Here is a 26,058-nt window from a genome sequence, read left to right as displayed (position 1 = left end):
GCCACCGCTGTCCGGCCGAGCCAGCTCGACCAGTCATGGCGACCTGAGGCGGGCGGCGCGGCACGACATTAGGGTCGGCGGTATGACCGACAACAACCTGCGCCTCGTCACCGTGGAACGGACCGGTGCCGGACACTTCACCGCGACGAACGCGCGCGGCGGGACGATCGCCTTCGGCACCGGTTCCGATCCCGACGGGGCCGACGCGTTCACCCCCGTCGAGTTGCTGCTCGCCGCCATCGGCGGCTGCAGCGCCGCCGATGTCGATGTCGCGACCAGCCGCCACGCGGAGCCCGGTCGGTTCACCGTGACCGTGACCGGCAACAAGATCAGCGACGAGCACGGAAACCGGATGACCGACCTGGCCGTCACCTTCTCCGTGGCGTTCCCGGACGGCGAACCCGGCGACCGAGCCCGCGCGATCCTCCCCCGGGCGGTCAAGACCTCCCACGACCGGCTCTGCACGGTCAGCCGCACGGTCGAGATCGGTACGCACGTCACCGCGACGGTCGCCGACACGTGACCGCGCCGACCCCGGGCAAGTGCCTCACAACTCTTGCGCGGCCGGGTGGAGTGAAGCGGGATTTCCGGGGCAGACGCGCAACGTCGGAGACGGTGAATGCGGGACGGATCGTATGGGCCAACCGGTGAGCGAAGCAGGACAGCAGGAACAGCGGGGTGCACTCATCGAGGCGTCCGTCGCGTACGACGGTGATTCCGCGTGCATTGCGCAGGCGCGGGCGTTCACCCGTGATTTCCTGACGCGCGTGCAGGCGGTCGCCGGGCTGCCCGTCTCCGGACGGGTGATGGGCATGGTGCCCCTGGTCGTCAGCGAACTCGTGACCAACGCGGTCAAGTACGCGGGCGGCCCCTGTCTGTTGTCCCTGGAGGTGGACAAGGGCGCCGTGAAGGCCACCGTGTGGGATTCCGACCCGACCCTTCCGGTGGCCCGTGCCGCCGACGCGGGCAGGGTCGGACAGCACGGGCTGGAGATCGTCATGGCCGTCTGCCAGGCCTTCGAGGTGCGCCGGGAACCCGTCGGCAAACGGATCACCGCTGTGGTGACGCTGGCCGACACCCCTGACGGCGATGTACCCCACCCCCTCGCCTGACCTGACACCGAGCCGAGCCCCATCACCGGCGGAGCGGAAGCCCGGAGCGCACCGACACGGGTGCCGTCCCTCGCCGTAGCCGTAGCTCTGGCCCTGGCCCTGGCCCTGGCCCTGGCCCTCAGGGGCCCTACGGCGCCCCCGTGACCCTCCCGAGGGGCGTCTGAAAAGGCAAAACGAAATCGAGTGGCCTCACCACGGTCGGCTTGCGGGACAATGGAGAGTTCGCAGGTCTCGTTCGACCGGGGAAACGGGGGGTTAACACTGTGCAGCAGGCAGGTGTACTTGACGTCGGGTGCCACAGCGCGTTGCTCACCGTGGCGCGACGGCGCGCCGGGGTCGACATGGAGCAGGTGCTGTCCCGCAAGGTGCGGCTCCAGTTGCACGAGACACTCGACGCCACGGGACGACTGGGCAAATCCGGGGTACGCAGCGTCCAGCTCGCCGTGGCCGAAACACTCGCCGAGGACCGGGAGTCCTTGCCGGAGGTGTACGCGTTCGCCACCTCGGTGATTCGCGACGCGCCCAATCGCGAGGAGGTCCTCGCCCAGGTGGCGCGCCACACCGGCACGCGGCTTCGGGTCCTCGCCGGTGAGGAGGAGGCCCGCCTGGCCTATGTGGCGGCACGCCGTTGGGCGGGCGAGCGGACCGGTTCCCTGCTGGTGCTCGACATCGGGGGCGGGACCGTGGAGATCGCGTCCGGCACGGCCAAGCAGCCCCGCACCACCCTCTCCCTGCCGCTGGGCGCCCGCACGGTCACCCGCGACTGGGGACTCGGCGAGGCCGTGTCCTCGAAACGGCGACTGGCCGAGGTGCGCGACCATCTGGGCGACCGCCTGGCCGAGGTGGCCGACCTGCCGCGGGCCGAGCCGGACGGGCGCGTGCTGGCCTGTTCCAAGACCTTCACCCAGCTCGCCCGCTACACCACCGCCGGCCGCCGCCGCTCCCGCGAGACGCAGCGCCTGACCATCGAAGAGGTACGGGCCGCGGTGGGCGTACTGGCCGAGCGCGGGCCCGCGGAGCGTGGCCGTCTGCCCGGTATCTCACGTCACCGGGCCGGGCAGTCCCTGGCCGGGGCGCTCGTCGCGGAGGCCCTGATGGCGGCCTGCCGGGCCACGAGTGTGGAGATCTCCCCCTGGTCCACCCGGGAGGGTCTGCTCCTGGAGCGTCTCGGTGCCCTGCGCACCAAGGGTTCCGCCCACCGCTGACCCGGAGAGCGGAACAGGGTCGCTCTCCGGACGGGGCATCGGTGTGACCCCCCGTCACCTGTGCGGGGACCGCTCGCGGGGGCGCGTGCCGAGGAGAAGCGGGAACAAACCCGTGACGGGTGACGCTGATCTGAATAGCCCGGCAGGTACCGGGGCACGGGGTGTCACCTCGCCCGGTGGACGGTCCGGCGGATCTGCGCGTGGAAAGGCGTGAGAGCGATGATGGCGTCCGGACAACGTCGACTACAGGAGTCCGGGGCGGGCGAGTTGCCCCTGGTGACATCCTGCGGCCGCAGGATCGCCGTGAAGGAACTGCGGCTGGCCACACGGGACCGGCCGATCGGCCGCGTCACCCTGGACGTGGGCCCCGACCAGGGCGACGAACACGGCGTGTGGGCCTCCCTCACTCCCGCCGAGGCGCGTGAACTGGCCCGTCGCCTCCTCGCCCACGCCGCCCTGGTGGAACCGGCGGGGCCGCCGGACCAGGAAGCACCCCGCGCTCACGACGCGCCCCTCGACACGACGCGTCCCGGCATACGGGCGGGAACGCACGCGGACACCTCCCGCTGAATGACCCGGCGCCGCACCGGGCCGACCGACCCACGATCGTCCCGGCGCCCCGACATCACCCGAGCCCCCTTACCTGCTCGCCCCTCACCTCTTGGCCTTTTCGCGCCTTCACCCCTTCGAGCCTTCACCCCTTCGAGCCTTCACCCCTTCGAGCCTTCGCGCCTTCGAGCCTTCGCGCGATGTGATCGCGAGCGGCGCTCGGGCGCGGGGCCCCGACCGGCCGGACCGTCGAGGCCAACTCATGTGACGGAGGCGGCGGTTGTGGCGCGGCCCCGCTTGATGTCCTTGTCGGCGCGGGGCATGGCCCGGCCCGCTTCCGGGAAGCCGGAGTTGGTGTACCGGTGAGTGAAGGGGGCGTGGGATGGGTACGACGATCAGGTTCTGGCGCTGGCGGCGCAACCCGCTGCGGCGGCGCTCCGACGTGACCGAGGCGTGGGTGGCGCTCGGCACGTTCGTGCTGCTGACCACGGGTGCTCCGGCGGTCGGTGCGGCCGTCGGACTGAGCGTGCACGACGCGGCGCTGCGGCACGGCCAGGACTGGCGGAGGGCCACCGCCGTGCTGGTCGTGGACGCCCCGCGCAGCGTCTACGCGGATGTGCGGGGGGTCGTGCGCTGGACGGCTCCCGACGGGTCGCCCCGTACCGGTACGGCGCTCGTGCGGGCCGGTACCGAGGCGGGAGCCACGGCCACCGTCTGGCAGGACTGGCGCGGCGCGATGCACGAAGCACCGGCCACGGCCACCGAGGCGGTGGCACAGGGCGTCCTCTTCGGCACCATGGCCGCGGGCGGCGCCGCCGCGGTGGTGCTCGGAGCCCGCTGGGTCGTGCGCGTACGGCTGGACAGGTGCCGCGACAGGCAATGGGAACGAGAGTGGGCCGTGATGAGCCCCCGGTCAGGACACCGCCCCGCCTGAGAACGCGACGGCGGCGGAGCCCGGCCCGGCGCGAACGGCTCGTGGGTGCCGGTGCTCCCCCCCAGAGGGCGGAGCACCGGCACCCACATGCCGTTCAGTCGGTACCACTCAGTCGGTACCTCTCAGGGTCACGGGAACGTGGTGACCTTCGACGGGACGGTGTCCGTCCCCGATGTGGGGGCGCCGGTGTTGTTGACGACGTGGGCGTACTGGCCCTTGCCGCCCAGGGAGATCACCAGGATGTCGTGCAACTTGATCCCCGTCTTCACCGGGACCTGGAAGCCGTGGGCCTGCACGATCGACGGATCGGAGGTGAAGTTGCAGTAGCTTCCCAGGCCCCATGCCTCGTGCACGGCCACGGAGTCGGCGACCTTGTAGGCCGCGTATCCGACGATGCCGTCGTGGGTGATGGCGGCGGAGTTGGGCACGTCGTACGCCTTCTCGTTCTGGAAGAAGATCGTGCGCCCGTTCTCGCCGTTCCACAGCACGTCGTACTTGTTGAAGTGCTCCACGAACAGGCCGGTCGCCAGGACGTCGTCGCCGTTGACCACGAGGCCGTAGTCGGCGCGGTTGGTGTCCCAGCCGACCCCTTCACCGTGGTCGGCCCGCCAGAGCCAGGTGTGGTCGATCACGACGTCGTCGCTGTTGACCACGACCGAGTTGGTGGCGAGGCCGGGGCCGGCGCCGCCGATCCGCACGAACACGTCCTGCATGGTGGTCGGGTTGGCGGAGTGGTCGGCCGAGGCGCCCGACGGACCGATCTGCAGCAGGGTGTCGGACTTGGAGCGGCCGGCGTCGATGAGGAAGCCGGCGAGCCTGACGCCGTCCACGTCCGCCACATGCATCGCGTCGATGCCGTTGTCCGGCACGACGGTCGCGAGCCCGAGACCGAGGACGACGGTGTTGGCCCGGGTCACGTTGATCGTCTGGTCCAGGTGGTAGACGCCCGGGGTGAACAGCAGGTTGAGGCCCTGGGCGAGGGCCGCGTTGATGGTCGCCGCGGTCGCACCCGGCTTGACGACGTAGAACTGGTCGAGCGGGATCGACGTACCGGCCGTGTTGGGCCACGAGACACCGCGGGCGTTGGTGCGCTTGGCGGGCACGAACACCTTGTAGGCGCTGCCGTCCAGGTAGAGGAAGGGCTTCTCGCGGGAGACCGGGGTGGTGTCCAAGGTGGTGTACGGGCCGGAGTCGAAGTTCGTCGCCGGCGCTCCCTGGACGCCGGTGAAGGTCATGTTCCACACACCGTTGGTCCAGCCTCCGACGGAGCTGTCGCGGGTGTACCACTGCTGCTGGGAGTACGGGCCGACCGTGCCGTCGATCTTGGAGTCGGCGATGTAGCCGCCGGACGCCCAACCGTAGCCGTTCGGGGCGAGGTTGAGGCCGCCCTGCACGTGGATGCGGCGGAAGGGCGCCGCCTGTGCCACCGCCCAGCGGTCGGTGCCGTTGGAGGGAGTGATCGACAGGTTCTCCGCCGAACGCCAGAAGTTCTGGGTGGCGTTGCCGTTGAACCAGCCCGCGTCCACGGTGATGTCACCGTTGATGTGGACGTCGTCGGGATTGAGGCCGAGGCCCGAGACCGAGGTGTAGAAGCCGAGTTGGGCATTGATGCCGTTGTAGGTGCCGGGCTTCATGAGGAACTGGTAGCGGCCGGCGCCGAACTGGTTCGATTCCTGCTGGGCGAAGACCTGGTCGAACTTCTGCTGCAGGTTGGGCGTCGAGGGGTCCACGACGATGACGTTGGGCCCGAGGTCGCCGCCGCCCTCCACGGGCGGGGTGCCTCCTGAACCGGTGTGAACGGCGACCTCCCACAGGGAGTACCCGTACACGGTGGCGCGGGTCGTCCCGTTGATCCGGAGATAGCGGCCCTGGCCGGAGACGTCGTAGGAGGCCTTGCCCCCGGTGCCGTCGGTGACGGTCTTGAGCGTGGTCCAGTTCTGGCCGTCCGTGGAGGCCTCAATCTGGAAGGACTTGCCGTACGCCGCCTCCCAGTTGAGGTCGATCCCGCACAGGTCGCGGGTGGCTCCCAGGTCGACCTGGACCCATTGCGGGTCGGAGGCCGCGCTGGACCAGCGTGTGCCGGTGTCGCCGTCGAAGGCGGCCGACGCCGGGGTTCCCGCGTTCTCGGTGGAGGAGGCGGTGGCGGACTTGCCCTGCGCCGCGTTGCCCGAGTCACAGGTCGAGGGCGGGGTGGTCCCACTGGTGCCGAACACCTGGAACTCCCAGAGGGAGTAGCCGTACTGGGTGCCGCGGTGGACGCCGTACATCCGTACGTAGCGGCCCTGGCCCGAGACGTCGAGGGTGTCGGTGCCCCCGTCGCCGCCGGTCACCGTCTTGATGTCGGTCCAGTTGCTCCCGTCCGGGGACGCCTGGATGCGGTAGTCGCTGCCGTACGCCGCCTCCCAGTTGAGGACGACCTTGGTGACCGCGGCCGAGGCGCCGAGGTCGACCTGGAGCCACTGGGTGTCCAGGGCTGCCGAGGACCATCGGGTGGCGGTGTTGCCGTCGACGGCGTAGGCGGCGGGAGTGCCCCCGTTCTCGTCCGACGAGGACGTGGCCGTCTTGCCCTGGGACAGCGGCAGTTCTGCCGCGGCGGCCGGTCTTTGCAGGGGCAGGGTGATGAGCGCGGCCATCGCGGCGAGCGCGACACCCATGGTTCTGAGTTTCATGCCGTGACTCCATGCGGGTGGGGTGACGAGCGGAGCGGACACACTGGGGTTGGGAGCTGGGGAAACAGCTGTGCCATGTGAGGATGGGCGTGAACCGGCCTTCCGGCGCTCTTAGTTCACGGTTTGATTTAAGTAATGAACCATCAGGGTGGCAAGTCCCGCGACGCGAGTTTCTTCAACTCGTGTGCGGGGGAGCCGAGTCGGCGGACCGCCCCACGGGGTGTGACCTGGATGGAAGCGGGCACCGGCGGGCGGAACACCGCACGGAAGCGTCAAGGCTTGAAGACAAAGGAGAGCTCCGGTCGCTCCGGCCGACCGTCACGAAGTCATGGGCCGAGGTACCGGATCGACTGCTCTCAGCCACTCTTGACACACCGTCAGCTACTGTCCGTCACAGCAGTCCCGCTCGGCGGGAGCGGCGGCCGGATCGACAGCGGTCTCGAGACGGCAGTAGCAGGACGCCTCGATCGGTACGTCCGCCACCGCGAGCGCGATCTTCAGCTGCTGGGCCACGATCCTCGCCTCCCCCGCCTTGCCGAGCCGGAGCAGGCACTCGTGGAAGCCGTGCAGGGACCAGACGTTGCCGGGGTGCTGCGAGGCCCGCGGCAGCGTGTCGTCGAGTCCGAGGTCGGCACGGTAGACGGCCTCCGCCTCCGCCACGCGCCCCTGTTCCAGGAGCAGTGCCCCGTAGGCGTGGCGGGTGGGCTGCATCCACCCCCAGGGCTCGTCGTAGGGAAGGCCGTCGTCCAGCTCGATCGACCGCTCCAGCGCGGCGAAGGCGATGTCGTGGTTGCCCTTGCGGTACTCCAGCTCGCCGTCCAGCATCGCCGACGCGATCGCGAGGATGTCGGCGCAGGTGTTGTTGAACAGCATGCGGCTCTCCGGGACCCGGGACACCGCCTCGCGGAACCACCCGCGCTCCGCCTCGGCCGCGGCGGTCCGGCCGGTCGCGGAGAGGGCGACACCGCGGGCGTAGTGGAGCATCGCGGTCGTCACGCAGTACAGCCGCGGGTCGGCGGGCAGCGGCAGTCGCAGGATGTCGTCCCAGCGGCCGAACCGGATCAGCACATGGACCCGCATCGCGAGGAAGCTCTCCAGCCAGTCCGCCATGGGCGGACTCTGCACCCGCAACAGTTCCTCGGGGATGGACGCCTCGAGTTGCGCCGCGGTCTCCAGAGCGGTCTTCGCCTGCCCGAGGAACATGGCCCCGTAGATCTTGAAGTGGAAGTCGTGCGACCGGTACAGCGTGTAGAAGTTCATCGCGCCCGACCGCGCGCGGACCTTCTCGTCGGCGACGATCGCGGCACTGTTGTCCGCCACCACGCGCCGGTAGTCACCGCACAGCACGTCCAGGTGCGTGGGCATGTGCTGGAGGTGCCCGGCGTCGGGCACCAGACCGCGCAGCCGGTCCGCGACGGGCAGGGCGGTCTCGGGGGTGGGCGACATCTCCATCAGGTGGATGTACAGGTGCAGGAGCCCGGGGTGCCGCTCCCCGGCCTCGGTGGCGAGCGCCCGCTCCAGGACGGCCCCGGCCTCCCGCGTCCGGGCGCCCTCGGCCGGTTCACCGGACCGCAGGTCCCACAGTCGCCACGGGGTGAGGTTCATGAGCGCGTCGGCGTAGAGGGCGGCGAGGTCTAGGTCGTCGGGGGCGAGTTCGTAGGCGCTGCGCATGCTGTCCGCGTAGGGCGTGTTCCACACCGAGCAGTCCTCGACCGGTTCCGCCCGCGGGTACCGGGATGCGAGCGCAGCGATCAGGGCCTGTTCGACCGGGGTCGCGGCAGCCGCCTTCTCGCCCGCGAGCCGCACCGCGGCGTGCGTGCGCTCGACCGTGCGGGCCAGGTCCTCGCCGTCGAAGAACTCCCAGGGCTTGTTGTAGTTGGGGCCCAGGGCGTAGGCGATGCCCCAGTACGCCATGGCGCAGTCGGGATCGGCCGCAGCGGCGGCCTCGAAACAGGCGACGGCCTCCTCGTGATGGAAGGCGTACGACCAGACGAGACCGCGGTCGAACCACAGCTGGGCCTCGGCGGAGGACGTTGTCACGGGACGGCCGTGGGTGCCGAGGTCGTAGTAGTCCATGCCGTTCTCCCGCACGCTTCGGCCGGCCCGGCGGCGCCAACGAGCCGGTCCCGCCTGGCTCCAGAGGTGGACGCGCCGCACCGGGCACGTGCTGTCCCCTCCATCGTCGAACATCCGAGGGGCACCCGCCGCCGGAACGTCGGGAGTCCACGGAATCACAGCGCCGACGGCTCGCCCGTCCGGTCCGCGAAGGCGGTCCGGACGGGCGGGTCGGATCAGGGTCGGACGGGGTTCGGAGCTGGGTCAGGGCGTGATCCGCCACTGCTGGATGTAGCCCACATCGATCGAGGCGAGGTCCCGGACACGGAGCTTCCACGTGCCGTCGACCGGCTGCGCCGAGGCGTCCACCGTGAACGTCTGGTCCACGTTGTCGGCCGAACCCCCGCTGCGGTTCAGCAGCGAGTACGCGGTGCCGTCGGGGCCGACCAGATCGACCGTCAGATCACCCCGGTAGGTGTGGACGATGTTGACGTAGACCTCGGTGGTGGCCGAGGCGTTGCCGCTCCGGCCCGTGATGGTGATGGGTGACTCGACCGCCGCGCCCACGTCGGGGATGTCGACGCGGGTGCTGTTGGCGTAGACGTACGCGACCCGCCACTGGAAGGCCACCGACACGGCCGCGCCGGTGCTGTCGGTCACCGTGACCTTGGTGTCGCTGGACCCGGTGGTGGTCGGGACCCCGGAGATCAGGCCGGTGTCGCTGATGGCCAGGCCGTCCGGCAGTCCGGTGGCCGCGTAGGCCAGGGTCGCGCCGGTGTTGGTGGTGTACGCGTTCACCTGGAGGGACACGTCCTGGCCGACCCCGGAGGTCTGGTCGGCGACCGGGGCGATGTTGACACCCAGGGCGATGCGGTCGCCGACGTTGATGCCGGCCCAGGCGTCCGCGACGGTGAGGTAGGTGGCGCTGTAGGCCCCGAAGAGATCGGCCGCGGCGTGGAGGGTCGCGACCCTGGCACCGGCGTAGTCGGTCGTGGACGTCATGTACGTCGTCAGTGCGCGGTACCAGATCCGGGCGGCGTTCTCGATGCCGATGCCCGTCACGGCCAGGCCGTCATGGGTCGGGCTGTCGTACGACACGCCGTTGACGGTCTTGGGGCCGCTCCCCTCGGAGAGCAGGTAGAAGAAGTGGTTCGCGGGCCCCGACGAGTAGTGGACGTCGATGCCGCCCAGCGAGGAGTCCCAGTAGTCGCGGGAGGATCCGTCCCTGGAGGGCTTGTCCATGTAGCGCAGGGGCGTGCCGTTGCCGCGGATGTCGATCTTCTCGCCGACGAGGTAGTCGGGGACGTCGGCCGCGAGGTTCGAGTGGAACTCCACCGCCGCGGCGAAGATGTCCGACGTCGCCTCGTTGAGACCGCCGGACTCTCCCGAGTAGGTCAGGTTCGCGGTGGCGCTGGTGACACCGTGGCTCATCTCGTGGGCCGCCACGTCCAGCGCCGTCAGCGGCTTGGCGTTGCTCGCGCCGTCGCCGTAGGTCATGCAGAAGCAGCTGTCGGACCAGAAGGCGTTGACGTAGCTGTTTCCGTAGTGGGCCCGGCTGTAGGCGGCCACGCCGTCGTTGCGGATGCCGTTGCGGCCGAAGACGTCCTTGTAGTAGTCCCAGGTCGCGGCAGCGCCGTAGGCGACGTCGACGCCGGCGGTCTGCCGGTTGCTCTGGGTTCCGTCACCCCAGACATCGTTGTCATCTGCAAAGAGGGTCCCGGTGCCGGACGTGCCCTGGTTGAGGTCGTAGGTGCGGTGGCCCGCACGGTCCCCGTCGACCAGCTGGTACGCCGATCCGGACGGCGTGGTGCCGAGCTGCACCGTGCCGCTGTACTGGCCCGTACCCGTGCCGGTGTGCACGTCCTGGTACCGGGAGGCGACCTTGCCCGAGGCCGCGTCGGTCACGACGTGCAGCTCGCTCGGCGTGCCGTCGTGCTGGAAGCCCTCGATCACCGACTCCCAGGCCAGGACCGGGCGGGTGCCTCCGGCGGCCCAGACGACGAGCCGGGGCGCCCCGTCGACCTCGGATCGCTCGACGGCCGCCTTCCTGCTCACCGTGAGGGCCTTCGCCGCGGCGTCGGCGGCGGCGATCCTCGGCTTGGTGGTCGCCACCGTGATGGCGGCCCGGCCGGCCTCGGACACGGTGCTCCGGCCGTTCTTCAGGTGGACGACCAGGTCGCCGCCGAGCACCGGAAGCCCGGCGTAGGTGCGCTCGTACCGTGTGTGGGTCGTGCCGTCCACGTCCTGGGCGACGTCCTTGACGACGAGTTTCTCCCGCGCTCCGAGGCCGAGTCGCTTCGCGGTGGCCGAGACCTCCGCTCCGGCGCTCTTGACGAGGGCGGTGTGCCTGGCGGGCGACAGCGGGACCTGGGCCGCACCGGCCCGGGGCTCGGCGACGGTCTTGGCGGGAACGGGGTCAGCGGGCGCGGCGGACGCGGCGCCCGGCTGGACAGCGAGGACCAGTAACGAACTCGCGGTGGTGAGGGCGAGGGCAGCGGCGTGTCTGCGCCGACGGGCGGAACGGGGTTGCAGGTTCAAGGTCATCTCCTTCTGCGGGGGGTTGGCCCGGGAGAGGTCCGGGCGACCGGACCGGCGGGGTGCGGCCGGTCCGCGGAGCGCTGGGCGGGAAGGAGCACCGCACGAAGTGCCGCACGAAACGCGCTCGCGGACTCGGCGGCGCATGGATCGTGAGGGGGCGGGGGATGAGGGGCGCGAGGCGCCCGAGGGGGGTGTGAACGAAGCGTGAACGTTCGACAGCAGAGTGACATCACCCCGGCGGTCTTGTCATGGAGGCGACAAGACAAAGGCTTGAACTTGCCATTGCCTACTGCGAGTTCATCACTTCGGGCAGACCTTCTCGGCCGCTGTGAGGTGGCTGTGAGCACGGCTGCCACCGTCGACGCGCACGGCTCGACTGCGGGACACGTTCTGGCGGAGAAGCGTGCTCAGCCTCTGAGCCCGGGCGTCCGATGGGCGGCCTTCGGAGCACGCTCCCCTGCTCCGGCCTTCGAGGGCTCTCCCCTCAGAGCTGGCTCGCGTGGGTGTGGCCGTGGGACAGTTCCGGCGGGCAGGGCGGTGTCCGGGGTTTGCGGTCGCGCAGCCAGTCGTGGACCGCGAGGCCGAGGGCGCAGAGGATGGGCACGACCCCGGAGCCGACGGCGATCGCCACGGCGGAGCGGTAGTCGTGACGGCCGGTGCCGAGCACCACGTAGAACAGCCCCGGCAGCGCGGCCGTGCCGACGGCTCCGCCCAGCCGCTGGGCCGTCTGCAACGCGCCGCCGGCAGCTCCCGCCATCCGCACCGGCACGTCCCGCAGGGTCATCGTGACGTTGGGCGAGATGACGCAGCCGCTGCCCAGACCTCCGACGAACAGGGCCGGAGCCGCGAACCACACCGCGCTGTCCCCCGGAGCGAGCCTCAGGGTCAGCACGGCTCCGCCCAGACCGAGGGCGACGGCGGTGAGCCCGCAGACGGTCAGCAGTCGGCCGAGCCGCTCCACCAGCCGCCCCGCCACCACGGCGGCCACGGCCGAACCGATCGCGAAGGGGGTCACCGCGAGCCCCGAGTGCAGAGGGGAGTAGCCCTGACCGTTCTGGTAGTAGAGGGCGAACACCAGCCACACCCCGCTGAACCCCACGAAGTACAGGGCGGCGATGGTCGCTCCGGCGGCGTATCCGCGCGTGCTCGTGACCAGGCGAGGGTCCAAGAGCGGATGGCCGCCGCCGGCCGCCAGGCGCCGTTCCCACCGCGCGAACGCCGCGAGGAGACCCAGCCCGACCGGGAAGAGCCACCACAGCTTCCGTACGCCGCCGGACTCCGCGAGAACCAGCGGAAGCATCATCGCGAGCACACCGCTGCCGAGCAGCAGAACGCCCCGCAGGTCGAGTCGCTCCCGGCGGCCCGGAGCGACCTTGGGCAGCAGGCGCACACCCAGCAGGAACGCGACGGCTCCGACCGGGACGTTCACATAGAAGATCCAGCGCCAGCCCTGGGGCCCGTCGGCGAGCATCAGGATCAGCCCGCCGACGACGGGGCCCACCGCGCTGGAGATGCCGACGGTGGCGCCGAAGAGCCCGAAGGCGCGTCCCCGCTCGGCTCCCCGGAACATCTGCTGGATGAGGGCGGAGTTCTGTGGTGCGAGGCAGCCGGCGGCCACGCCCTGCGCGAGTCGGGCCACGATGAGGAGCGTGATGGTCGGTGCGGCGCCCGCCGCCGCGCTGCACAGGACGAAACCGGCGAGCGCGAGCAGGAAGATCCGCCGTCGGCCGATCGCGTCGCCCAGCCGCCCGGCGGTCACGAGAACGAGCGCGAAGGTGAGGGCGTAGCCGGAGACGACCCACTGGATGGAGGGTGCGGAGGCGTGCAGTTCCCGCTGCATGGAGGGCAGGGCCACCGCGACGATGGTGACGTCGAGCAGGCTCATGAACCCGGCCGCCAGGGTGACCCACAGGGCGCGCCAGCGCCGCGGATCGGCTCCCTCGGCCGCCCCCTGTGTACTGCCCTCACGTCCGTCTGCCTGCGTGTCCCGTCCCACGCCGGGGGCTCCTCTCCACCGCTCCCCCACCATCTTCGGCCCGTGGCGGCATCCGGCAACACGACATCGTGGTCAGGCGCTGCCGGAGGGAACGGGGGCGGGCTTCACCCTGTGGTTCGCCCCGGGCAGCGGGGCGCCGGGACGGCCCGGGGGCGCGAGCCTCGGGCGCAAGCCTCGGGCGCAAGCCTCGGGCGCAAGCCTCGGGCGCAAGCCTCGGCAGACAGCCGTAGGCACAGGACCGTGCGCGCAGAGAGCTGCGGGCGGACGTGGGCGCAGAGCCGTGGGGCCCGTTCCCCCGGAACGGGCCCCACGTGTGGCTCGGCCTGGCGGCCGCACCGGCTCCCCCGCGCCTGAGCCGTCAGTGCTTGAAGACGTCCTTCGTCTTCTCCTTGGCCTGCCGCGCGTCGCCCTTCGCCTTCTCGGCCCGGCCCTCGGCGGTCATCCGCTCGTTGCCCACGGCGTGCCCGGCCGCTTCCTTCGTCTTGCCCTTGGCCTGCTCCATCTTGGCCTTGGCCTTCTGCTCTCCACTCACGACGTCTCACTTCCCCATCACGATCGACTTCGGGTGCCGAGGAGTCGAGTGACCCCTCACACCCGTGCCAAACGTGAAGATCCCCGATCGGACCCGACGCCCGGTCACTCTCCGTGATCCCGTGCGGTTCCGGCGTGCCGGAATGGATGGGCTGGGCCAGCCTGGATACATGGGCCCATGACAGTTCGATCCGTTCGGAGGGTCGCGCAGATCATGGGCAGCCGGAGCGAGGACGACGTCATGGGTGATGAGGTCTACCAGTCTGAAGGCTCCGACGTCCGCGAGGACGAGGGCATCCTCGACCCGGAGGACACTCTGGAGGACCGGGGCTCGGATCCCTTCGACGAAGGATGGACGCCGCCCGAGCGTCCGCTCGCCGTGGACCATTGGGGCACCACGCCGCGTGAGCAGCGCGAAGGGGAGACCCTGGACGAGAAGCTGGCCGAGGAGCGGACGGATCCGGCGCTGGAGGAGGCCGGCACCGACGACGGCGAGGACGACCTGGAGGGCGAGGAGTCCCTGGACGACGAGGCGGGGGCGGATCGTACGGGCTCGCCCGGCGCCCTGGACGAGGGCGCCCACCTGGACGCCGAGCACGACATGCTCGCCGAGGAGCTCGGCATCGACGGTGCCACCTCCCCTTCCGGGGAAGAGGCTGCCGTCCACCTGTTTCCGGACGAGGTGCCCGAGCGGCTGCCGGACGAGGACGTCCGGCGCCCCCCGGAGGACGTGGTCCGCCGGCTGCGGACCGACACGGACGCGGCTCCCTAGAGGTCGGTGCGCGGACCCGTGGTGTGCGGAGTCCTTGAACTCGCACGGATCGGCTGCTCGGACTCGTACAGATCGAGTCTTCGCGTACGTACGGACCTGCCCAGGGGCCTGCCTACGGACCTGCAGACCGAGCCTCCGAGCTCGTACCGGGTCTCCGAGCTCATGAGGATTCGGTGCGGCGGACGGTCAGTATTCGGTGCGGCGGACGGTCAGTATCGGTGCGGCGGGCGGTCAGTCCTCGCCCCTGACGATGTTCCACTCGGGGGCGGACCGGTCCTGTCGTGCCGTTCGGTCGGCCGTCGCCGGAACACAGGTCCGCGGAGCGCTCTTCCGCGGACGGCGCGCCTTCGCCCATCCCGTTTCGGTTCGCACGGTGGTCCTGATGCTGATGTCCGCGGTCACGGCACTTCATCTTCCTTCTGTGTTCGCCCCCGGTTCCTTGTGCGTGCGGTCCCGGTCGGCACCGGTTGTCCCTGCGACTCCGGGCTGTCAGCATCGGGTCCCCCTCGGTGGCGCGGAGAAACCCCGGACGTACGCCGGGAGGTGCCGGGCGCGGACGAATACGCCGGCGCCGGTTTGCGGTGCCGTCCACGAGGCCACACGGTGAGGAAGAGGGCGGTGACCGGCCAGGTTCGCGGCGCGGGCCGCCCCTGAGAGGACGGCGACGATGAAGTTCAAGGGCAACGCGAAGGCGAAGCAGATCAAGGGCAAGGTGAAGGAGTCCGTCGGCAAGGCGCTGGGCGACAGTTCGGTCCAGAGGGCGGGACGGCGTGAACAACTGCGTGGCAAGGCACAGGAGATGACGGAGTCGGCCACGGCCCGTGTGCGCCAGTGGACCAAGCACTGACCATGGCTCTTCAGCATCCCGCCGACCGCGGTGGTGACGAGCGCGGCTGGTTCGAGCGGTTCGCCGAATCGGCGTCGCGGTTCACCAGTTCGCCGCTGTTCTTCGTGTTCTGCGTGGGGCTGGTCTCGCTCACCCTCGCCCTGCACGTCGCCGACCTCGGCGTGAAGTGGCTGCTTCTCGCCGGGGACGCGATGACCGCGGTGACGCTGCTGCTCCTCGCCCTGTTGAAGAATTCCGAACTGCGGTCGGAGCGTGCCGTCCAGCGCAAACTGGACGCCATCGCCGCGGCGCTGCTGGAAGCGCAGGAAGGCGCGTCCGGAAAGGCGCACGCGGATCTCAGGAAGGTGATCCGCATGGAGGACGAGACCTAGAGCCGAGGAACCCGGCAGCTCTCCGCTCGCCTCCGCGGATCTCGCCGCGCCGGCCCACGGCCTCGCCTGTGCCGCAGGTTCCGGCGACCGACCTCATGGGCAGCTGATCCCTACCGCATGGGTCAAGTACCCTTATATGATGGTATTGCACTTTTGTGTACGAGTGCGGCGTGACGATCCTCCCGGCGGGAGAGGAGCGCGTCTCACGCGGAGAAATGAGCCATGGCCGTATACATCTACTCGATCACGTCGAAGGACCATCCGCTAAGGCTCGACGGTCTCGACGGAGTTGGAGCATCGCCCTCCCGGCTGCGCACGGTGACCGCCGGCCCCCTCTGCGCGGTGGTGAGTGACGCACCGGAGGAACTGGGGCCCGAGCAGAGGGACATCGACGCACATCAGGAGGTCCAGCGACGCCTGATGACGGACGGTACCGTACTGCCCCTGCGGTTCGGCAGCACCGCCCCGGACGACGAAGCGGTCCGGCTCGCGCTGGAGGAGCACGCGGACGACTACGCCGACCGGCTGCGCCAGTTGGAGGGCTGCGCCGAGTACCGCCTCAAGGCGTCGCAGGACGAGGAGATGCTGTTGCGCGAGATCCTCTCGGAGTCGGAGGCGGCCCGGCGGCTCGACGACGAGATCCGCGCCGGCACGGCGGAACCCGACGCGGCTCCGCGGCTGGGCAGGTTGGTCGTCCAGGAATCACGGGCCCGTCAGCAGGCCCTGGCGTCAGGGGTGATCGAGGCGCTCCGCCCGTTCGCCCGGAAGATCGACGCCACTCGGCCCGGCGGGACGGACTTCCTCAGCGTCGCTTTCCTCGTGAGCGACGAACAGGACGAGCTGTTCCTCACCACGGAGTTGAGTCTCGCCCATCAGATGGGAGAGGGCTTCGACTTCCGGCTCGACGGACCGCTGCCTCCGTACAGCTTCAGCTGACGGAGACTTCTTCGGACGGTCCAGGCAGCTCCGATACCCCATGAATTCCCCACCGCCGTCGGCATGGTGGCCCGTCCCGGGGACCCGCCCGTGGGCGCGCACCCCGGAACCACGGCGGTTACAGGGCCCGCTGGGGCCGTAAGTGGCCTCAGGGGGCGACGAGTTGGTGCTCGGCGCCGACGCCGGACGCGTTGCCCTCGGTGTACGGGCTCGTCATGGGTTCACCCTTCGTCGAAGAGCAGATCGGCGGCGGGGTGCGACAGGCGGACCAGGTCGCCGTTGCTGACTTCGATGACGTTGTGCAGACCGACGAACCGCTCTCCGGTGGACAGAACCGTGACCGGGTCCCCCTGGCCGGCGAGATACGCGGGGAACCAGGTGATCGGCATGCCGAGCTTCAAGTAGTCCACCAAGCGCCGGAACAGCTTGGGCAGGATCACCGAGTCGTTCTCGATGGACGACAGCCCCGTGACCTTCACGCCGGAGAGCGAGACGTCGTCGGGCCATACGCCCTTGCCGGCCGCCTCGGCCTGCTGTGCCGCGGCGGTCAGTTCGAGGCGCAGGTCCTTGAAGAGGCTGCGGTAGAAGGTCGGGTAGGCCAGCCCTTCGGAGACCATGTGGTGGTTGGCCGTCTTCTTCAGGAGAGCTGCGTCGACGGGGATTTCCGTGCCGCTGGTTCCGGGAGGGCTGCCCTTGCCGACCAGGGCGATCACACGGCCGTAGAGGTCGGCACCGCGGGTCAGGACGAAGCCAGGTGTGGTGGCGGGAGTCGACGCGGTGACGCTTTCGTCCGGGTCGCGCTGCACGGCGGTGAAGCCGAGCCATTCGACGAGCTCCTTCGCCGCGGCGTGGGCATGGGGCAGCGGCTGATGGGCCCCGTGGTAGTGCGTTTCGAGTGCGTCGATGCCTTCCAGGCGCAGTTTCGCGTGGCCCGCCGCGGTGAGCTGCACGGGGTTCTTGCCCCCGACGAGTTGCCATTCGTCGGGGTTGTCGGCGATGAAGTGGACGGTGTCTCCGTCGGGCGCCGTGTCCTTCAGGTGGAACGATCCCTTGATCAGCAGCATGGGCATGATGGCTCCTGTGAGTGACGAGGTGGAGTGGGGGGAGGCAACACCCCCTGCTCGAATGTTCGAGCGAAGATCGAACGGGAGGGTCGACCTCCCATAAGCCGCAACCTACTCGTCGCCAATGGCATATGCCTGCTGCCGCGTCCGAACGGGGTACGCGGCGTCGGGACTGCGAACGGCGGGGCATCACACGCCCGGCCACTGGGTGCGGTCCCCCGGGATTCAGCCGGGCGCCTCCGCGACCACAATCCGCCTCAGGGCGGGCCGACCTGAGCCGAGTCCACACCCGCAGGACGATCCCCCTCGCAGCCACATAGGGCTCAGCGAAGGGAGTTGGTGCCCACTCGCACTCCCCCTGCCTCGTCGGTGGCCTGCCCCGTTGGACCGACACCTACGAGGTGGGCCGTCTTCGCTGCGCCGGCCACTCCCGTACCGACGGCGCGCACCGCTCCCCGCCCGCGCCGCGCACCCGTGCGCCCGTCGGCCTCCTCGTCGAGCTCCGGCTCCGCCGCCCGTATCCCATGTGCATCCCAGCGATGACGCGTCTTCGCAGGTCACAGGCGCGGGACTGTCCCAGCGTCCCGACCCGGAGCAAGAGGATCCGTCTCGGAGCGACCGCTGCCAGGATGACCAGCGGCCGGGGGCTCCCGGCCACTCATCAGAGGGGGAACACCAGATGGGACGAAGGACGCTTCTGCGGGGTCTGACCCTCGCCGTGGCAGCGGTCCTGCCCCTGTGCGGTCCGGCGGCGGTGCAGGCTGCGCCGGCCGCCGCGGTGGCGGTCTGCGGGCATACGAGCGCGCAGCCCACGCTGCAGCAGGGATCGACGGGGGACGCGACGGTCGAGGCGCAGTGCGAACTCGGCCTGGCGACGAAGCCGAGCCGGTACACGCCGATCGCGGCGGACGGCTCGTTCGGATCGGCGACGGAGACGCGGGTCAAGGAGTTCCAGCGGTGCGCCGGGCTGAGCGCGGACGGCGTGCTCGGTCCGCAGACCTGGGCGGCGCTGAACTCCTGGGCCGCGCAACCGCACACCTGCGCGACCCAGGGCACGGCGGGCACGGCGCAGGCGACCGTGTGCGGCCACACCGACGCGCGCCCGACCCTCAAGAAGGGCGCGAAGAGCGATGAGGTCAAGGAGGTCCAGTGCCGGCTGAACCTGGCCATGGAGCCGTTCCACTATCCGCCGCTGACCATCGACGGCGACTTCGGGGGCGGCACCGAGGACCGGGTCATCGAGCTCCAGCACTGCGCCAACCTCAGTGCCGACGGCACCGTGGGCCCGAACACCTGGGCGAAGCTGGTGGACTGGTCCAGCCGTAACGCGTACTGCGTGCCGCCCCACCCCGCCGGTCACCCGATCGACGGCCTGGACACGGCCAAGTACCAGCACCCCGGCGGGGCGCCGATCGACTGGAAGGCCGTACGGGCCTCGGGTGCCGGGTTCGCGACGGTCAAGGCCACGCGGGGCATGAACGTCACCGACGAATACCTCGCCACCGACCTCGAGGGGGCCAGGGCGGCGGGGCTGGCCGTGGCGCCGTACCACTTCTACACGGGCACGGCGGCCGACACGGGTGCCGCGCAGGCCGACCGGTTCATCGCCGCCGTACGGGCGACCGGCTACACGGGGAAGCGGGCGGGTGACCTGCCGCCGATCTTCGACCTGGAGCGCATGGACGACGGCAGCGGACGCTGTCCCACCTACGGGACGGTGGCCGATGCCAAGGCCTGGCTCGACCGGGTGGAGAACGCCTTCGGCCGCGTTCCGATGATCTACACCCAGAAGTCCTTCCTGGACGACTGCCTGGGTTCGACCACCGCCTTCGCCCGCTATCCGCTGCAACTCGCGGACTACCGCCAGTCGATCACCCAGCCGCCGCTGCCGAACGGCTCGACGACCTGGGCGATGTGGCAGTACACCGACGCCGCGATCTTCCCGGGCGTCCGGGCGCCGGCGACGGGAGACGTGTTCAACGGCACCCAGGCCGATCTGGACCGGCTGGCCAACCGGTGACCCCGTACGTATCGAGGAGGACCCCCATGACCGGCCGATTCGCCCGCGCGTCCCTCGTCGCGCTGCTCGTCGCCCTGGGCTTCACCGTCCCGGCGCCCGCCTCGGCCGTCACGGCCCGCGCCGCCGCCACGAGCTGTTACGGCGGAGCGGTCACGGTGCACTACGGGGAGGTGCGCGACTTCGGCCCGTACGTGACCACGAGCCGCTGCACGGACATCAACATGCGGATGACCGGCGGGGACGCCGAGTTCGGCTGGGCCTGCGTGCAGTTCGCGAGGGCCGGCGCCTGCAACTACTGGACCAAGATCGGCCGGAGCTGGACGACCATCGCCACCGACGTCCTGAACGGAACCAGGTTCACCGTGCCCAACGGCGTAGACCTGGAAGGCAGTTCCGCCACCTTCCAGATCGCCTTCTGACCCCCTCACCCACCTCACCGAACGGAGACCACCATGATCAAGACCAGGGCGCTCGCCTCGGCTCTCGTCACCGTGGCCGCACTGCTGGGAGCGGGTGCCGCGCCCGCCGCCGCACAGTCCTCGGCCGCGGCGACGAGCTGCTACGGCGGCGCGAAGAACCTGAACTACCGCTACCAGGTGGGCCCCAGGGACTACGGCCCCTTCACCACGTCCTCGCGGTGCGGTGACATCAACATGCGGCTCACCACGGACGACGGAGGGTTCCTGTACGCCTGTGTGGTGTTCGTCGACCACACCGACAAGTGCAACCACGACAACACGTACTCCCTCCACGGCACCCCGTGGGCGACCGTCGCCACCGACGTCAAGGACGGCACCCGCTTCGTCCTGCGCGTCGGCCCCTATGACACCGACGCGCAGAACGTGGACTTCCAGCTCGCCTACTGACTTCTTTCCGCTCCTTCTCGCACCACCGTTCCGAAAGGACGACGATGACCTTCCCCTTCCGTTCCGCCGGCGGCCGCTCCGTCGGCAGCCGCCCGCTCGACCGCCGCAGCATGCTGCGCGGCACGCTGGCCGTCGGCGCCGGCCTGGCGTTCGGCCCGCTGCTGCTCTCCGGTACCGCGCAGGCCTACTCGTGGTCGCGCACCATGAAGCAGGGTGACAGCGGCGCCGACGTGCTGGAGCTGCAGATCCGGGTCTCGGGCTGGGCGGCCAACAGCGCGAGCCAGACCCGGGTCGGCCTCGACGGCGACTTCGGCCCCGGCACGGCGGCGGCCGTGAAGCGGTTCCAAGCGGCGTACGGTCTCGACGACGACGGGATCGCCGGTCCCAACACCCACGCCAAGCTCAACGCGCTGGAGCAGTCGGACGGGTCCACGGCCCACTTCAACTGGAGCGAGTTCTACGACCAGGCGAGCGGCAACTTCAACGGCGGCAAGGTGAGCGCGGCGCAGGTGAAGGAGAACGCCCGACGCTGCATGTACAAGCTGGAGGCGCTGCGCAAGAAGCTGGGCGACAAGCCGATCACGGTCAACTCCGGCTTCCGCAGCATCGAGCACAACGCCGACATCGGCGGGGCGAGCGACAGCATGCACCTGTACGGCACCGCGGCCGATCTCGATGTGCCCGGCGTGGCCACCAAGACCGTTTACCAGAAGGCGGAGACCTGCGGGTTCTCCGGGCTGGAGCGGTACACCGTCGACCACCAGCACGTCGACAGCAGGGCCGACCTCGGCCGTGACTGGTGGTGGGAGAGCGGCACGATCTGACGCAGCCCCGGATGATCCGGAGCCGGAAGTCCCGGGTACCGCGGCGGCGGTACCCGGGGCTTCCGGGCTTCAGCCCTTCGGTGCGTTCTTCAGCGCCGCCTCGCAGGAGGGCCAGTCGTGGAAGTCGTGCCGGACGCTCCACAGCCGGTGGGCCGCCTGGATGTTCCACTCCGGGTCGAACGCCCGCAGCGGTGTGCCGTCGAGTTCCCGCAGGCGGGCGTCGGAGATCTGGAACACGCCCCAGTTGCGGCTGCCGTTGGTGTTGGGCAGCGTCCACAGCGGGTCGAGGAAGGAGGCGCAGTGGGCGATGGCCACAGCGGTGCGGGGATCCTCGACGAACACCTCCCGGATCCGCTTCGCCACCCTGTCCTGCGACCAGGTCGCCATGCTCACCTTCTGCGCGTAGAGCGCCTTCTTGGTGGGCTCGTCGACCACGTTGTTGGCCGGCATACCCGCCAGCACCTGGAACGCGGTCAGTCTGCGCAGGGTCTCCGGCCCGAAGTCCCCGTCGACGGCGAGCCTGCCCTCGGCCCGCACGAGCAGTCTCTGGACCTCACGCACGCACTCGTCGTGCTGTCCCATGCTCACCGACTTGCACGCGGCGGAGTACAGCAGCCCGTCGTCGGCCGACGGCGAGGCATCGGCGGGCATCCACACGAAACCGGCCACCAGCACCACCACGACCACGGCGGCCAGCATCGCGAAACGGGAGGACAGCTTCCCGGGCACCCGGGACCGCCGCGGCCTCTCGGCCTCGTCGGGAGCGGTCTCCGGCGGGACGGCGTCGTCCGGTCCGGGGCTCGCCTGCGCGGGCACGGCGGGAGGGTCCGGTTTAGGTGCCGGTGCCGGTGCCGGATCTTGTTCCGGTTCTCGTTCTCGTTCTTGTTCCGGTGCCGGTGCCGGTGCCGGGACATCCTCCGAGGTCACGACCGGTACGTCACGGTCGGTGTCCGCCAGCGCCCACAGTCGGTGGAGTTCCCGGAGCTCCTCCGTACTGGCGCCGCACACCTTGGCGAAGGAGTGCACCACCCGGTAGTCCGTCGGGACGCTGAGGCCGGAGCAGTACCGATGCAGACTGGAGCCACTGACGCCCGCCTCCTTGCCGAGGCGGTCATAGCCCCGGCCACTGCGGTCCTTCAGCCTCCGAAGGCAGACGGCGAACTTTTCGGTTTGCGGAGAGGCAGCCACACACCCACCCTTGCTCAAGCCCCTACTGACGGGTAGAAGCTACACCGCAGGAAGGAGTATGTGCGCCCTTTCGCCGTCTAGTGCGACAGTCAACGCCCTTTCTAAGAACGATATTTGAAAGAGTGTCAACTGACGGCGCCGCCACCGCGACGTCTCCCCGACGCCTCCGTCGCCCGGGCCTCCCCGGTGGCGGCCGTCGTTCACCGGCCCACTGTCCTCGGCACCGCCCGCGGTTCCCGCACGACCGCGATGTCCCCGGGTGCGACCGTGACCGAGCCCGACAGCGTCTTGCCGGTCAGGAGTTCGGTGGCCCCGGCCGGGACGGGGATCTCGGCTCCCTTGCCCGCGTGGTCGACCAGGAACACGTAGTCGGCGTCGTGGCCGCGTCGCCGGACGGCCTCGACACCCGGTGGCACGTGCCCGGCAGCGGCGACTCCGGCCTCGGCTCGGATACGGTCCAGCAGCTCGGCGAGGGTGTCCGGGTCGGGGAGCGTCGCCAAGTACCAGGCGGTGCCGGCCCCGTGGCCGTTCCTCGTCACCGCCGGGACACCGGCCAGCGGCCCGTCCGTGTACGAGGCGACCGCCACGGCGCCGTTCAGGCGGACCCGCTCCGACCACAGGGTGGCCGTGGCGCCTGAGGGCACCTGGCCGGTCAGCCCGGCCGACTCACCGGGCAGGAGCGGGAAGAGCTCGTCGCTGCGGACACCGAGGGTCTCCCGGAACGCCCCCGGGTAACCGCCCGTCCTGATGTGGCAGTTCTCGTCGACCGCGCCGCTGTGGAAGCCGACCGCGAGGGTGCCGCCGCGCTCGACGTGACCGCCGAGGTTCGCCGCGCCCGTCTCGTCGACCAGATAGAGACTCGGGGCCAGCACCAGACGGTAGGGGGAGAGATCCGCGTCGGGGCGTACGAAGTCGACGGCCACGCCCGACCGCCAGAGTGGCTCGTACCAGGCGCGGACCAGTTCCTGGTACCGGAGTTCACCGCTCGGCTGGGAGGGCAGTTCCAGGGCCCAGCGGGCGTTCCAGTCCCAGACGACGGCGACCTCCGCCGTGCCCGTGCTGCCGCGCACCTCGGCCAGCGCCCTCAGATCGGCGCCGAGGCGGACCACGTCCCGCCAGATATGGCTGTCCGTGCCCGCGTGCGGGAGCATCGCCGAGTGCCACTGTTCGGCGCCCGCCTTCGCGGCCCGCCACTGGAAGTAGGCGATGCCGTCGGCGCCGTGGGCCACATGGGCCAGGGCGTTGCGGCGCATCTCGCCGGGGCCCTTGGCCCGGTTGACGGACTGCCAGTTCACGGCGCCGGTGGAGTGCTCCATGAGCAGCCAGGGTCCGCCGGCCAACGACCGCGTCAGGTCGCCGCAGAGCGCGATGTCGATCTCCGAGGCCGGGTCGGCGGACATCAGGTAGTGGTCGTTGGAGACGACGTCCAGCTCCGGGGCCCACCGCCAGTAGTCCAGTGCGTCGAAGGTGTCCATCACCATGAAGTTGGTGGTGGCCGGTGTCGACGGGGAGGCGGCCCGCAGCACGTCCCGTTCCGCCGTGTACAGCGAGAGCAGTTCGTCGGAGCAGAAGCGGCGCCAGTCGAGCTGGTGCGTGGGGTTGGGGACGGCGCCGGTGGCGCGGGGCGGCAGGATCTCGTCCCAGTCGTAGTACCACTGGCTCCAGAAGGTGGTGCCCCAGGCGTGGTTGAGGGCCGCGAGGTCGTCGTAGCGCTCGCGGAGCCAGCGCCGGAACGACCGGGCGCTGGTGTCGCAGTAGCAGGCCGCGTTGTGGCAGCCGTACTCGTTGTGGACGTGCCACATCACCACGGCGGGGTGAGCGGCGTACCGCTCGGCGAGGGCGCCCGCGACGCGCAGGGCGGCCTCACGGTAGGCGGGGCTGCTCGGGCAGAACGTCTGCCGGCTTCCGTACGTCAGCCGACGCCCGTCCCGGTCCACGGGGAGCGCTTCCGGGTGCGCCCGGAAGAACCACGCGGGCGGCGCGGCCGTCGGGGTGGCGAGGTCGGCGGCGATGCCGTTCTCGTGCAGGAGGTCCAGCAGGCGGTCCGTGCGCGAGAAGTCGTACGTGCCCTCGGACGGTTCCAGGAGCGCCCAGGAGAAGATGCCGACGCTGACCATGGTCACGCCGGCCTCGCGCATCAGGCGCATGTCCTCGGCCCAGACCTCCTCGGGCCACTGCTCGGGGTTGTAGTCGCCGCCGTAGGCGATGCCGGGGACGGAGAGCGTGCGGTCGGCGGTCATGCGGCCCCTCCGGAGGACAGCAGGCGGCGGGTGGTGGCCAGGCCCCAGGCGTCGAGGGAGAGCAGGCGGTCGCTGGAGGCCATCAGTCCGCCGGTCGCCTCCACGTGGGCCGCCCAGCGCTCGCGGGTCTCCACGGCGGGGCGGGCCACCAGGCAGTCGGGGTCGTTGATCCATAGGCGCCGGTGCTGCCATTGGCGGCCCGCACCGGTGAACTCGGCGGCGTCCTGGCCGGGTTGGCTGTAGTCGTCGGCCTCGGGACGCCGGTGCGGCGCCGTGTCGGGGCTGACCCGCATCGCGTCGAACAGGCCGATGGAGGGGAGGATCGGCGCGCCGCAGCCGAGCAGGTAGGCGTCGGCGCCGATGGCCTCGCGGATCAGGGCGACGGCGGCGCGGTAGGCGGTCAGCGCGTCGGCTCCCGAGTGCCGTACGCCGTCCAGGGCGCCCGCGTAGAGGAAGTCTGTCTTGAAGTAGTCGTATCCTTCGGCGCGCAGGGTGGCGAAGACGTCGGTCAGGTAGGCCGCGGCCTCGGGGTGGGTGGCGTCGAGCGTGTACAGGTCGTGGTCCCAGTTGTGGCCGGCGTGCAGGGGCGCGCCGTCGGAGTCGCGGACCAGCCAGTCGGGGTGCCGTGCCGCGAGTTCGCTGTGCGGGGCCACCAGGAACGGTGCCGTCCAGATTCCCGCCCGCCGGCCGCGCGCGCGGATCGCGTCGGCGATTCCGGCGCGGGAGCGGAAGCGGCCGGAGAGGGTGAGCCAGTCGCCGAGCGCGCTCTGGTAGCCGTCGTCGATCTGGACGACGTCGACGGGCAGTTCGAGGGTGTCCATCGCGCGCAGGTTCTCGTGGATGTCGTCCTCGGTGACGGCGGTGAAGTACTCGTACCAGGAGCACCAGACCGTCGGCGCGGGCGGCGGGGCGGGCAGGCCGAGTCCGTCGGCCCAGGCGGCGAGGGCGCCCTGGATGCCGTCCGGTCCGGTGTGGGCCGATTCCGTGACGGGGCCGTCGGCGCTGATCTCGGCGCGGCCGTCCCGGACGGTGAGCCGGATCGACGGGACCGAGCGCCGCGAGTCCGGGGCGGCCCACAGCCGGACCGGGGAGCCGTCGCCCGGGTCCAGCGCGAGCAGTCCCTCGCCCTGGAAGGTGGCGGGGGGCACGGTACGCCCGGGCCGGTAGCAGACGGTCGCCCAGTTGGTGTCGGCCGGGCGATGGGGGATGTCGTCGAGGGCGTAGGAGCCGCTGGGGCTCCAGGACTGCCAGCCCTCCTCGTGGACCCGTGCGGTGCGCGGGTCGACGGGCACGCCGGCCACGGTGGTGAAGGATTGAGGCACGTCGTTCTCTTTCACGTGG

22 protein-coding genes are annotated in these 26,058 nt (G+C 70.7%); 13 read left to right on the top strand and 9 right to left on the bottom strand.

All coding sequences use genetic code 11. The annotated features are described in order from the left end of the window. Positions 1–82: 82 nt before the first annotated feature. The 5 genes from OG788_RS40905 (at position 83) to OG788_RS40885 (ending at position 3,800) form a co-directional block, all read left to right on the top strand. Positions 83–523, top strand: coding sequence for an OsmC family protein (locus tag OG788_RS40905; protein WP_406375981.1), 441 nt, complete (start codon positions 83–85; stop codon positions 521–523). Positions 524–635: 112 nt separating this feature from the next. Further along, a complete protein-coding gene (locus tag OG788_RS40900; RefSeq protein ID WP_406375980.1) occupies positions 636–1,112 on the top strand; it encodes an ATP-binding protein in 477 nt (158 codons plus the stop codon). A 314-nt stretch (positions 1,113–1,426) separates the two neighbouring features. Beyond that, the gene (locus OG788_RS40895) at positions 1,427–2,317 is read left to right on the top strand and encodes a Ppx/GppA phosphatase family protein (RefSeq protein ID WP_406375979.1); all 891 of its coding nucleotides are present in this window, start codon (positions 1,427–1,429) and stop codon (positions 2,315–2,317) included. A gap of 303 nt (positions 2,318–2,620) precedes the next feature. Then, positions 2,621–2,887, top strand: coding sequence for a hypothetical protein (locus OG788_RS40890; protein ID WP_406375978.1), 267 nt, complete (start codon positions 2,621–2,623; stop codon positions 2,885–2,887). 361 nt (positions 2,888–3,248) lie between these two features. After that, the gene (locus OG788_RS40885) at positions 3,249–3,800 is read left to right on the top strand and encodes a hypothetical protein (RefSeq protein WP_406375977.1); all 552 of its coding nucleotides are present in this window, start codon (positions 3,249–3,251) and stop codon (positions 3,798–3,800) included. Positions 3,801–3,928: 128 nt separating this feature from the next. On the opposite strand, the gene OG788_RS40880 is transcribed toward OG788_RS40885, so the two are convergent. From OG788_RS40880 to OG788_RS40860, 5 genes are all read right to left on the bottom strand, one after another. Further along, positions 3,929–6,469 carry a discoidin domain-containing protein gene (locus tag OG788_RS40880; protein WP_406375976.1) on the bottom strand — a complete coding sequence of 847 codons (2,541 nt, stop codon included), beginning with the start codon at positions 6,467–6,469 and terminating at the stop codon, positions 3,929–3,931. A 381-nt stretch (positions 6,470–6,850) separates the two neighbouring features. Next, complete coding sequence (locus tag OG788_RS40875) at positions 6,851–8,545, bottom strand: hypothetical protein (RefSeq protein WP_406375975.1); 1,695 nt, start codon at positions 8,543–8,545, stop codon at positions 6,851–6,853. A gap of 243 nt (positions 8,546–8,788) precedes the next feature. Beyond that, positions 8,789–11,068: a M4 family metallopeptidase gene (locus OG788_RS40870; protein WP_406375974.1), complete on the bottom strand. Its 2,280-nt coding sequence runs from the start codon at positions 11,066–11,068 to the stop codon at positions 8,789–8,791. 478 nt (positions 11,069–11,546) lie between these two features. Beyond that, the gene (locus OG788_RS40865; protein ID WP_406375973.1) at positions 11,547–13,091 is read right to left on the bottom strand and encodes an MFS transporter; all 1,545 of its coding nucleotides are present in this window, start codon (positions 13,089–13,091) and stop codon (positions 11,547–11,549) included. A gap of 325 nt (positions 13,092–13,416) precedes the next feature. Beyond that, the gene (locus OG788_RS40860; RefSeq protein WP_406375972.1) at positions 13,417–13,590 is read right to left on the bottom strand and encodes a CsbD family protein; all 174 of its coding nucleotides are present in this window, start codon (positions 13,588–13,590) and stop codon (positions 13,417–13,419) included. Positions 13,591–13,803: 213 nt separating this feature from the next. Here OG788_RS40860 and OG788_RS40855 point away from each other — a divergent pair, with 213 nt between their 5' ends. The 4 genes from OG788_RS40855 (at position 13,804) to OG788_RS40840 (ending at position 16,515) form a co-directional block, all read left to right on the top strand. Then, positions 13,804–14,361, top strand: a complete 558-nt coding sequence (locus tag OG788_RS40855; protein WP_406376979.1) for a DUF5709 domain-containing protein — start codon at positions 13,804–13,806, stop codon at positions 14,359–14,361. 667 nt (positions 14,362–15,028) lie between these two features. Continuing rightward, on the top strand, positions 15,029–15,208 hold the full coding sequence (locus OG788_RS40850; RefSeq protein WP_266764544.1) for a CsbD family protein: 180 nt from the start codon (positions 15,029–15,031) through the stop codon (positions 15,206–15,208). A 2-nt stretch (positions 15,209–15,210) separates the two neighbouring features. After that, the gene (locus tag OG788_RS40845) at positions 15,211–15,579 is read left to right on the top strand and encodes a low affinity iron permease family protein (RefSeq protein WP_406375971.1); all 369 of its coding nucleotides are present in this window, start codon (positions 15,211–15,213) and stop codon (positions 15,577–15,579) included. Between the two features lie 222 nt (positions 15,580–15,801). Beyond that, positions 15,802–16,515, top strand: coding sequence for a GvpL/GvpF family gas vesicle protein (locus OG788_RS40840; RefSeq protein ID WP_406375970.1), 714 nt, complete (start codon positions 15,802–15,804; stop codon positions 16,513–16,515). A 221-nt stretch (positions 16,516–16,736) separates the two neighbouring features. Here the strand turns inward: OG788_RS40840 and OG788_RS40835 are convergent, their stop codons facing one another. Beyond that, positions 16,737–17,585: a thermonuclease family protein gene (locus tag OG788_RS40835; RefSeq protein ID WP_406375969.1), complete on the bottom strand. Its 849-nt coding sequence runs from the start codon at positions 17,583–17,585 to the stop codon at positions 16,737–16,739. 673 nt (positions 17,586–18,258) lie between these two features. Between OG788_RS40835 and OG788_RS40830 the strand changes: the two genes are divergently transcribed. The 4 genes from OG788_RS40830 to OG788_RS40815 are packed head-to-tail and all read left to right on the top strand — an operon-like array spanning position 18,259 to position 21,289. Further along, positions 18,259–19,599 carry a GH25 family lysozyme gene (locus OG788_RS40830; protein WP_406375968.1) on the top strand — a complete coding sequence of 447 codons (1,341 nt, stop codon included), beginning with the start codon at positions 18,259–18,261 and terminating at the stop codon, positions 19,597–19,599. Positions 19,600–19,625: 26 nt separating this feature from the next. Next, positions 19,626–20,018: a hypothetical protein gene (locus tag OG788_RS40825; protein WP_406375967.1), complete on the top strand. Its 393-nt coding sequence runs from the start codon at positions 19,626–19,628 to the stop codon at positions 20,016–20,018. 33 nt (positions 20,019–20,051) lie between these two features. Continuing rightward, positions 20,052–20,465: a hypothetical protein gene (locus OG788_RS40820; protein ID WP_406375966.1), complete on the top strand. Its 414-nt coding sequence runs from the start codon at positions 20,052–20,054 to the stop codon at positions 20,463–20,465. A gap of 44 nt (positions 20,466–20,509) precedes the next feature. Further along, complete coding sequence (locus OG788_RS40815) at positions 20,510–21,289, top strand: D-Ala-D-Ala carboxypeptidase family metallohydrolase (protein WP_406375965.1); 780 nt, start codon at positions 20,510–20,512, stop codon at positions 21,287–21,289. A 69-nt stretch (positions 21,290–21,358) separates the two neighbouring features. Here the strand turns inward: OG788_RS40815 and OG788_RS40810 are convergent, their stop codons facing one another. The 3 genes from OG788_RS40810 to OG788_RS40800 all read right to left on the bottom strand — a co-directional run bounded on the left by OG788_RS40810 (position 21,359) and on the right by OG788_RS40800 (position 26,039). After that, positions 21,359–22,477: a helix-turn-helix domain-containing protein gene (locus tag OG788_RS40810; protein ID WP_406375964.1), complete on the bottom strand. Its 1,119-nt coding sequence runs from the start codon at positions 22,475–22,477 to the stop codon at positions 21,359–21,361. A gap of 200 nt (positions 22,478–22,677) precedes the next feature. Continuing rightward, positions 22,678–24,717 carry a beta-galactosidase gene (locus OG788_RS40805; protein WP_406375963.1) on the bottom strand — a complete coding sequence of 680 codons (2,040 nt, stop codon included), beginning with the start codon at positions 24,715–24,717 and terminating at the stop codon, positions 22,678–22,680. After that, positions 24,714–26,039, bottom strand: coding sequence for a glycoside hydrolase family 36 protein (locus OG788_RS40800; RefSeq protein ID WP_406375962.1), 1,326 nt, complete (start codon positions 26,037–26,039; stop codon positions 24,714–24,716). Before OG788_RS40800 ends, OG788_RS40805 begins: the two co-directional genes overlap by 4 nt. Positions 26,040–26,058: the final 19 nt, after the last annotated feature.

This window comes from Streptomyces sp. NBC_00647, assembly GCF_045207245.1.
Lineage (GTDB): Bacteria > Actinomycetota > Actinomycetes > Streptomycetales > Streptomycetaceae > Streptomyces.
The sequence above is the reverse complement of the archived record's forward strand: the minus strand, read 5'-3'. Positions and strand labels throughout refer to the sequence as shown.

Excerpts from the sequence above, each read along its gene's own strand:
- OG788_RS40905 (WP_406375981.1), top strand. The coding sequence starts at position 83 with ATGACCGACAACAACCTGCGCCTCGTCACCGTGGAACGGACCGGTGCC.
- OG788_RS40900 (WP_406375980.1), top strand. The coding sequence starts at position 636 with ATGGGCCAACCGGTGAGCGAAGCAGGACAGCAGGAACAGCGGGGTGCA.
- OG788_RS40885 (WP_406375977.1), top strand. The coding sequence starts at position 3,249 with ATGGGTACGACGATCAGGTTCTGGCGCTGGCGGCGCAACCCGCTGCGG.
- OG788_RS40880 (WP_406375976.1), bottom strand. The coding sequence starts at position 6,469 with ATGAAACTCAGAACCATGGGTGTCGCGCTCGCCGCGATGGCCGCGCTC.
- OG788_RS40875 (WP_406375975.1), bottom strand. The coding sequence starts at position 8,545 with ATGGACTACTACGACCTCGGCACCCACGGCCGTCCCGTGACAACGTCC.
- OG788_RS40870 (WP_406375974.1), bottom strand. The coding sequence starts at position 11,068 with ATGACCTTGAACCTGCAACCCCGTTCCGCCCGTCGGCGCAGACACGCC.
- OG788_RS40865 (WP_406375973.1), bottom strand. The coding sequence starts at position 13,091 with ATGGTGGGGGAGCGGTGGAGAGGAGCCCCCGGCGTGGGACGGGACACG.
- OG788_RS40855 (WP_406376979.1), top strand. The coding sequence starts at position 13,804 with ATGGGCAGCCGGAGCGAGGACGACGTCATGGGTGATGAGGTCTACCAG.
- OG788_RS40850 (WP_266764544.1), top strand. The coding sequence starts at position 15,029 with ATGAAGTTCAAGGGCAACGCGAAGGCGAAGCAGATCAAGGGCAAGGTG.
- OG788_RS40845 (WP_406375971.1), top strand. The coding sequence starts at position 15,211 with ATGGCTCTTCAGCATCCCGCCGACCGCGGTGGTGACGAGCGCGGCTGG.
- OG788_RS40840 (WP_406375970.1), top strand. The coding sequence starts at position 15,802 with ATGGCCGTATACATCTACTCGATCACGTCGAAGGACCATCCGCTAAGG.
- OG788_RS40835 (WP_406375969.1), bottom strand. The coding sequence starts at position 17,585 with ATGCCCATGCTGCTGATCAAGGGATCGTTCCACCTGAAGGACACGGCG.
- OG788_RS40830 (WP_406375968.1), top strand. The coding sequence starts at position 18,259 with ATGGGACGAAGGACGCTTCTGCGGGGTCTGACCCTCGCCGTGGCAGCG.
- OG788_RS40825 (WP_406375967.1), top strand. The coding sequence starts at position 19,626 with ATGACCGGCCGATTCGCCCGCGCGTCCCTCGTCGCGCTGCTCGTCGCC.
- OG788_RS40820 (WP_406375966.1), top strand. The coding sequence starts at position 20,052 with ATGATCAAGACCAGGGCGCTCGCCTCGGCTCTCGTCACCGTGGCCGCA.
- OG788_RS40815 (WP_406375965.1), top strand. The coding sequence starts at position 20,510 with ATGACCTTCCCCTTCCGTTCCGCCGGCGGCCGCTCCGTCGGCAGCCGC.
- OG788_RS40805 (WP_406375963.1), bottom strand. The coding sequence starts at position 24,717 with ATGACCGCCGACCGCACGCTCTCCGTCCCCGGCATCGCCTACGGCGGC.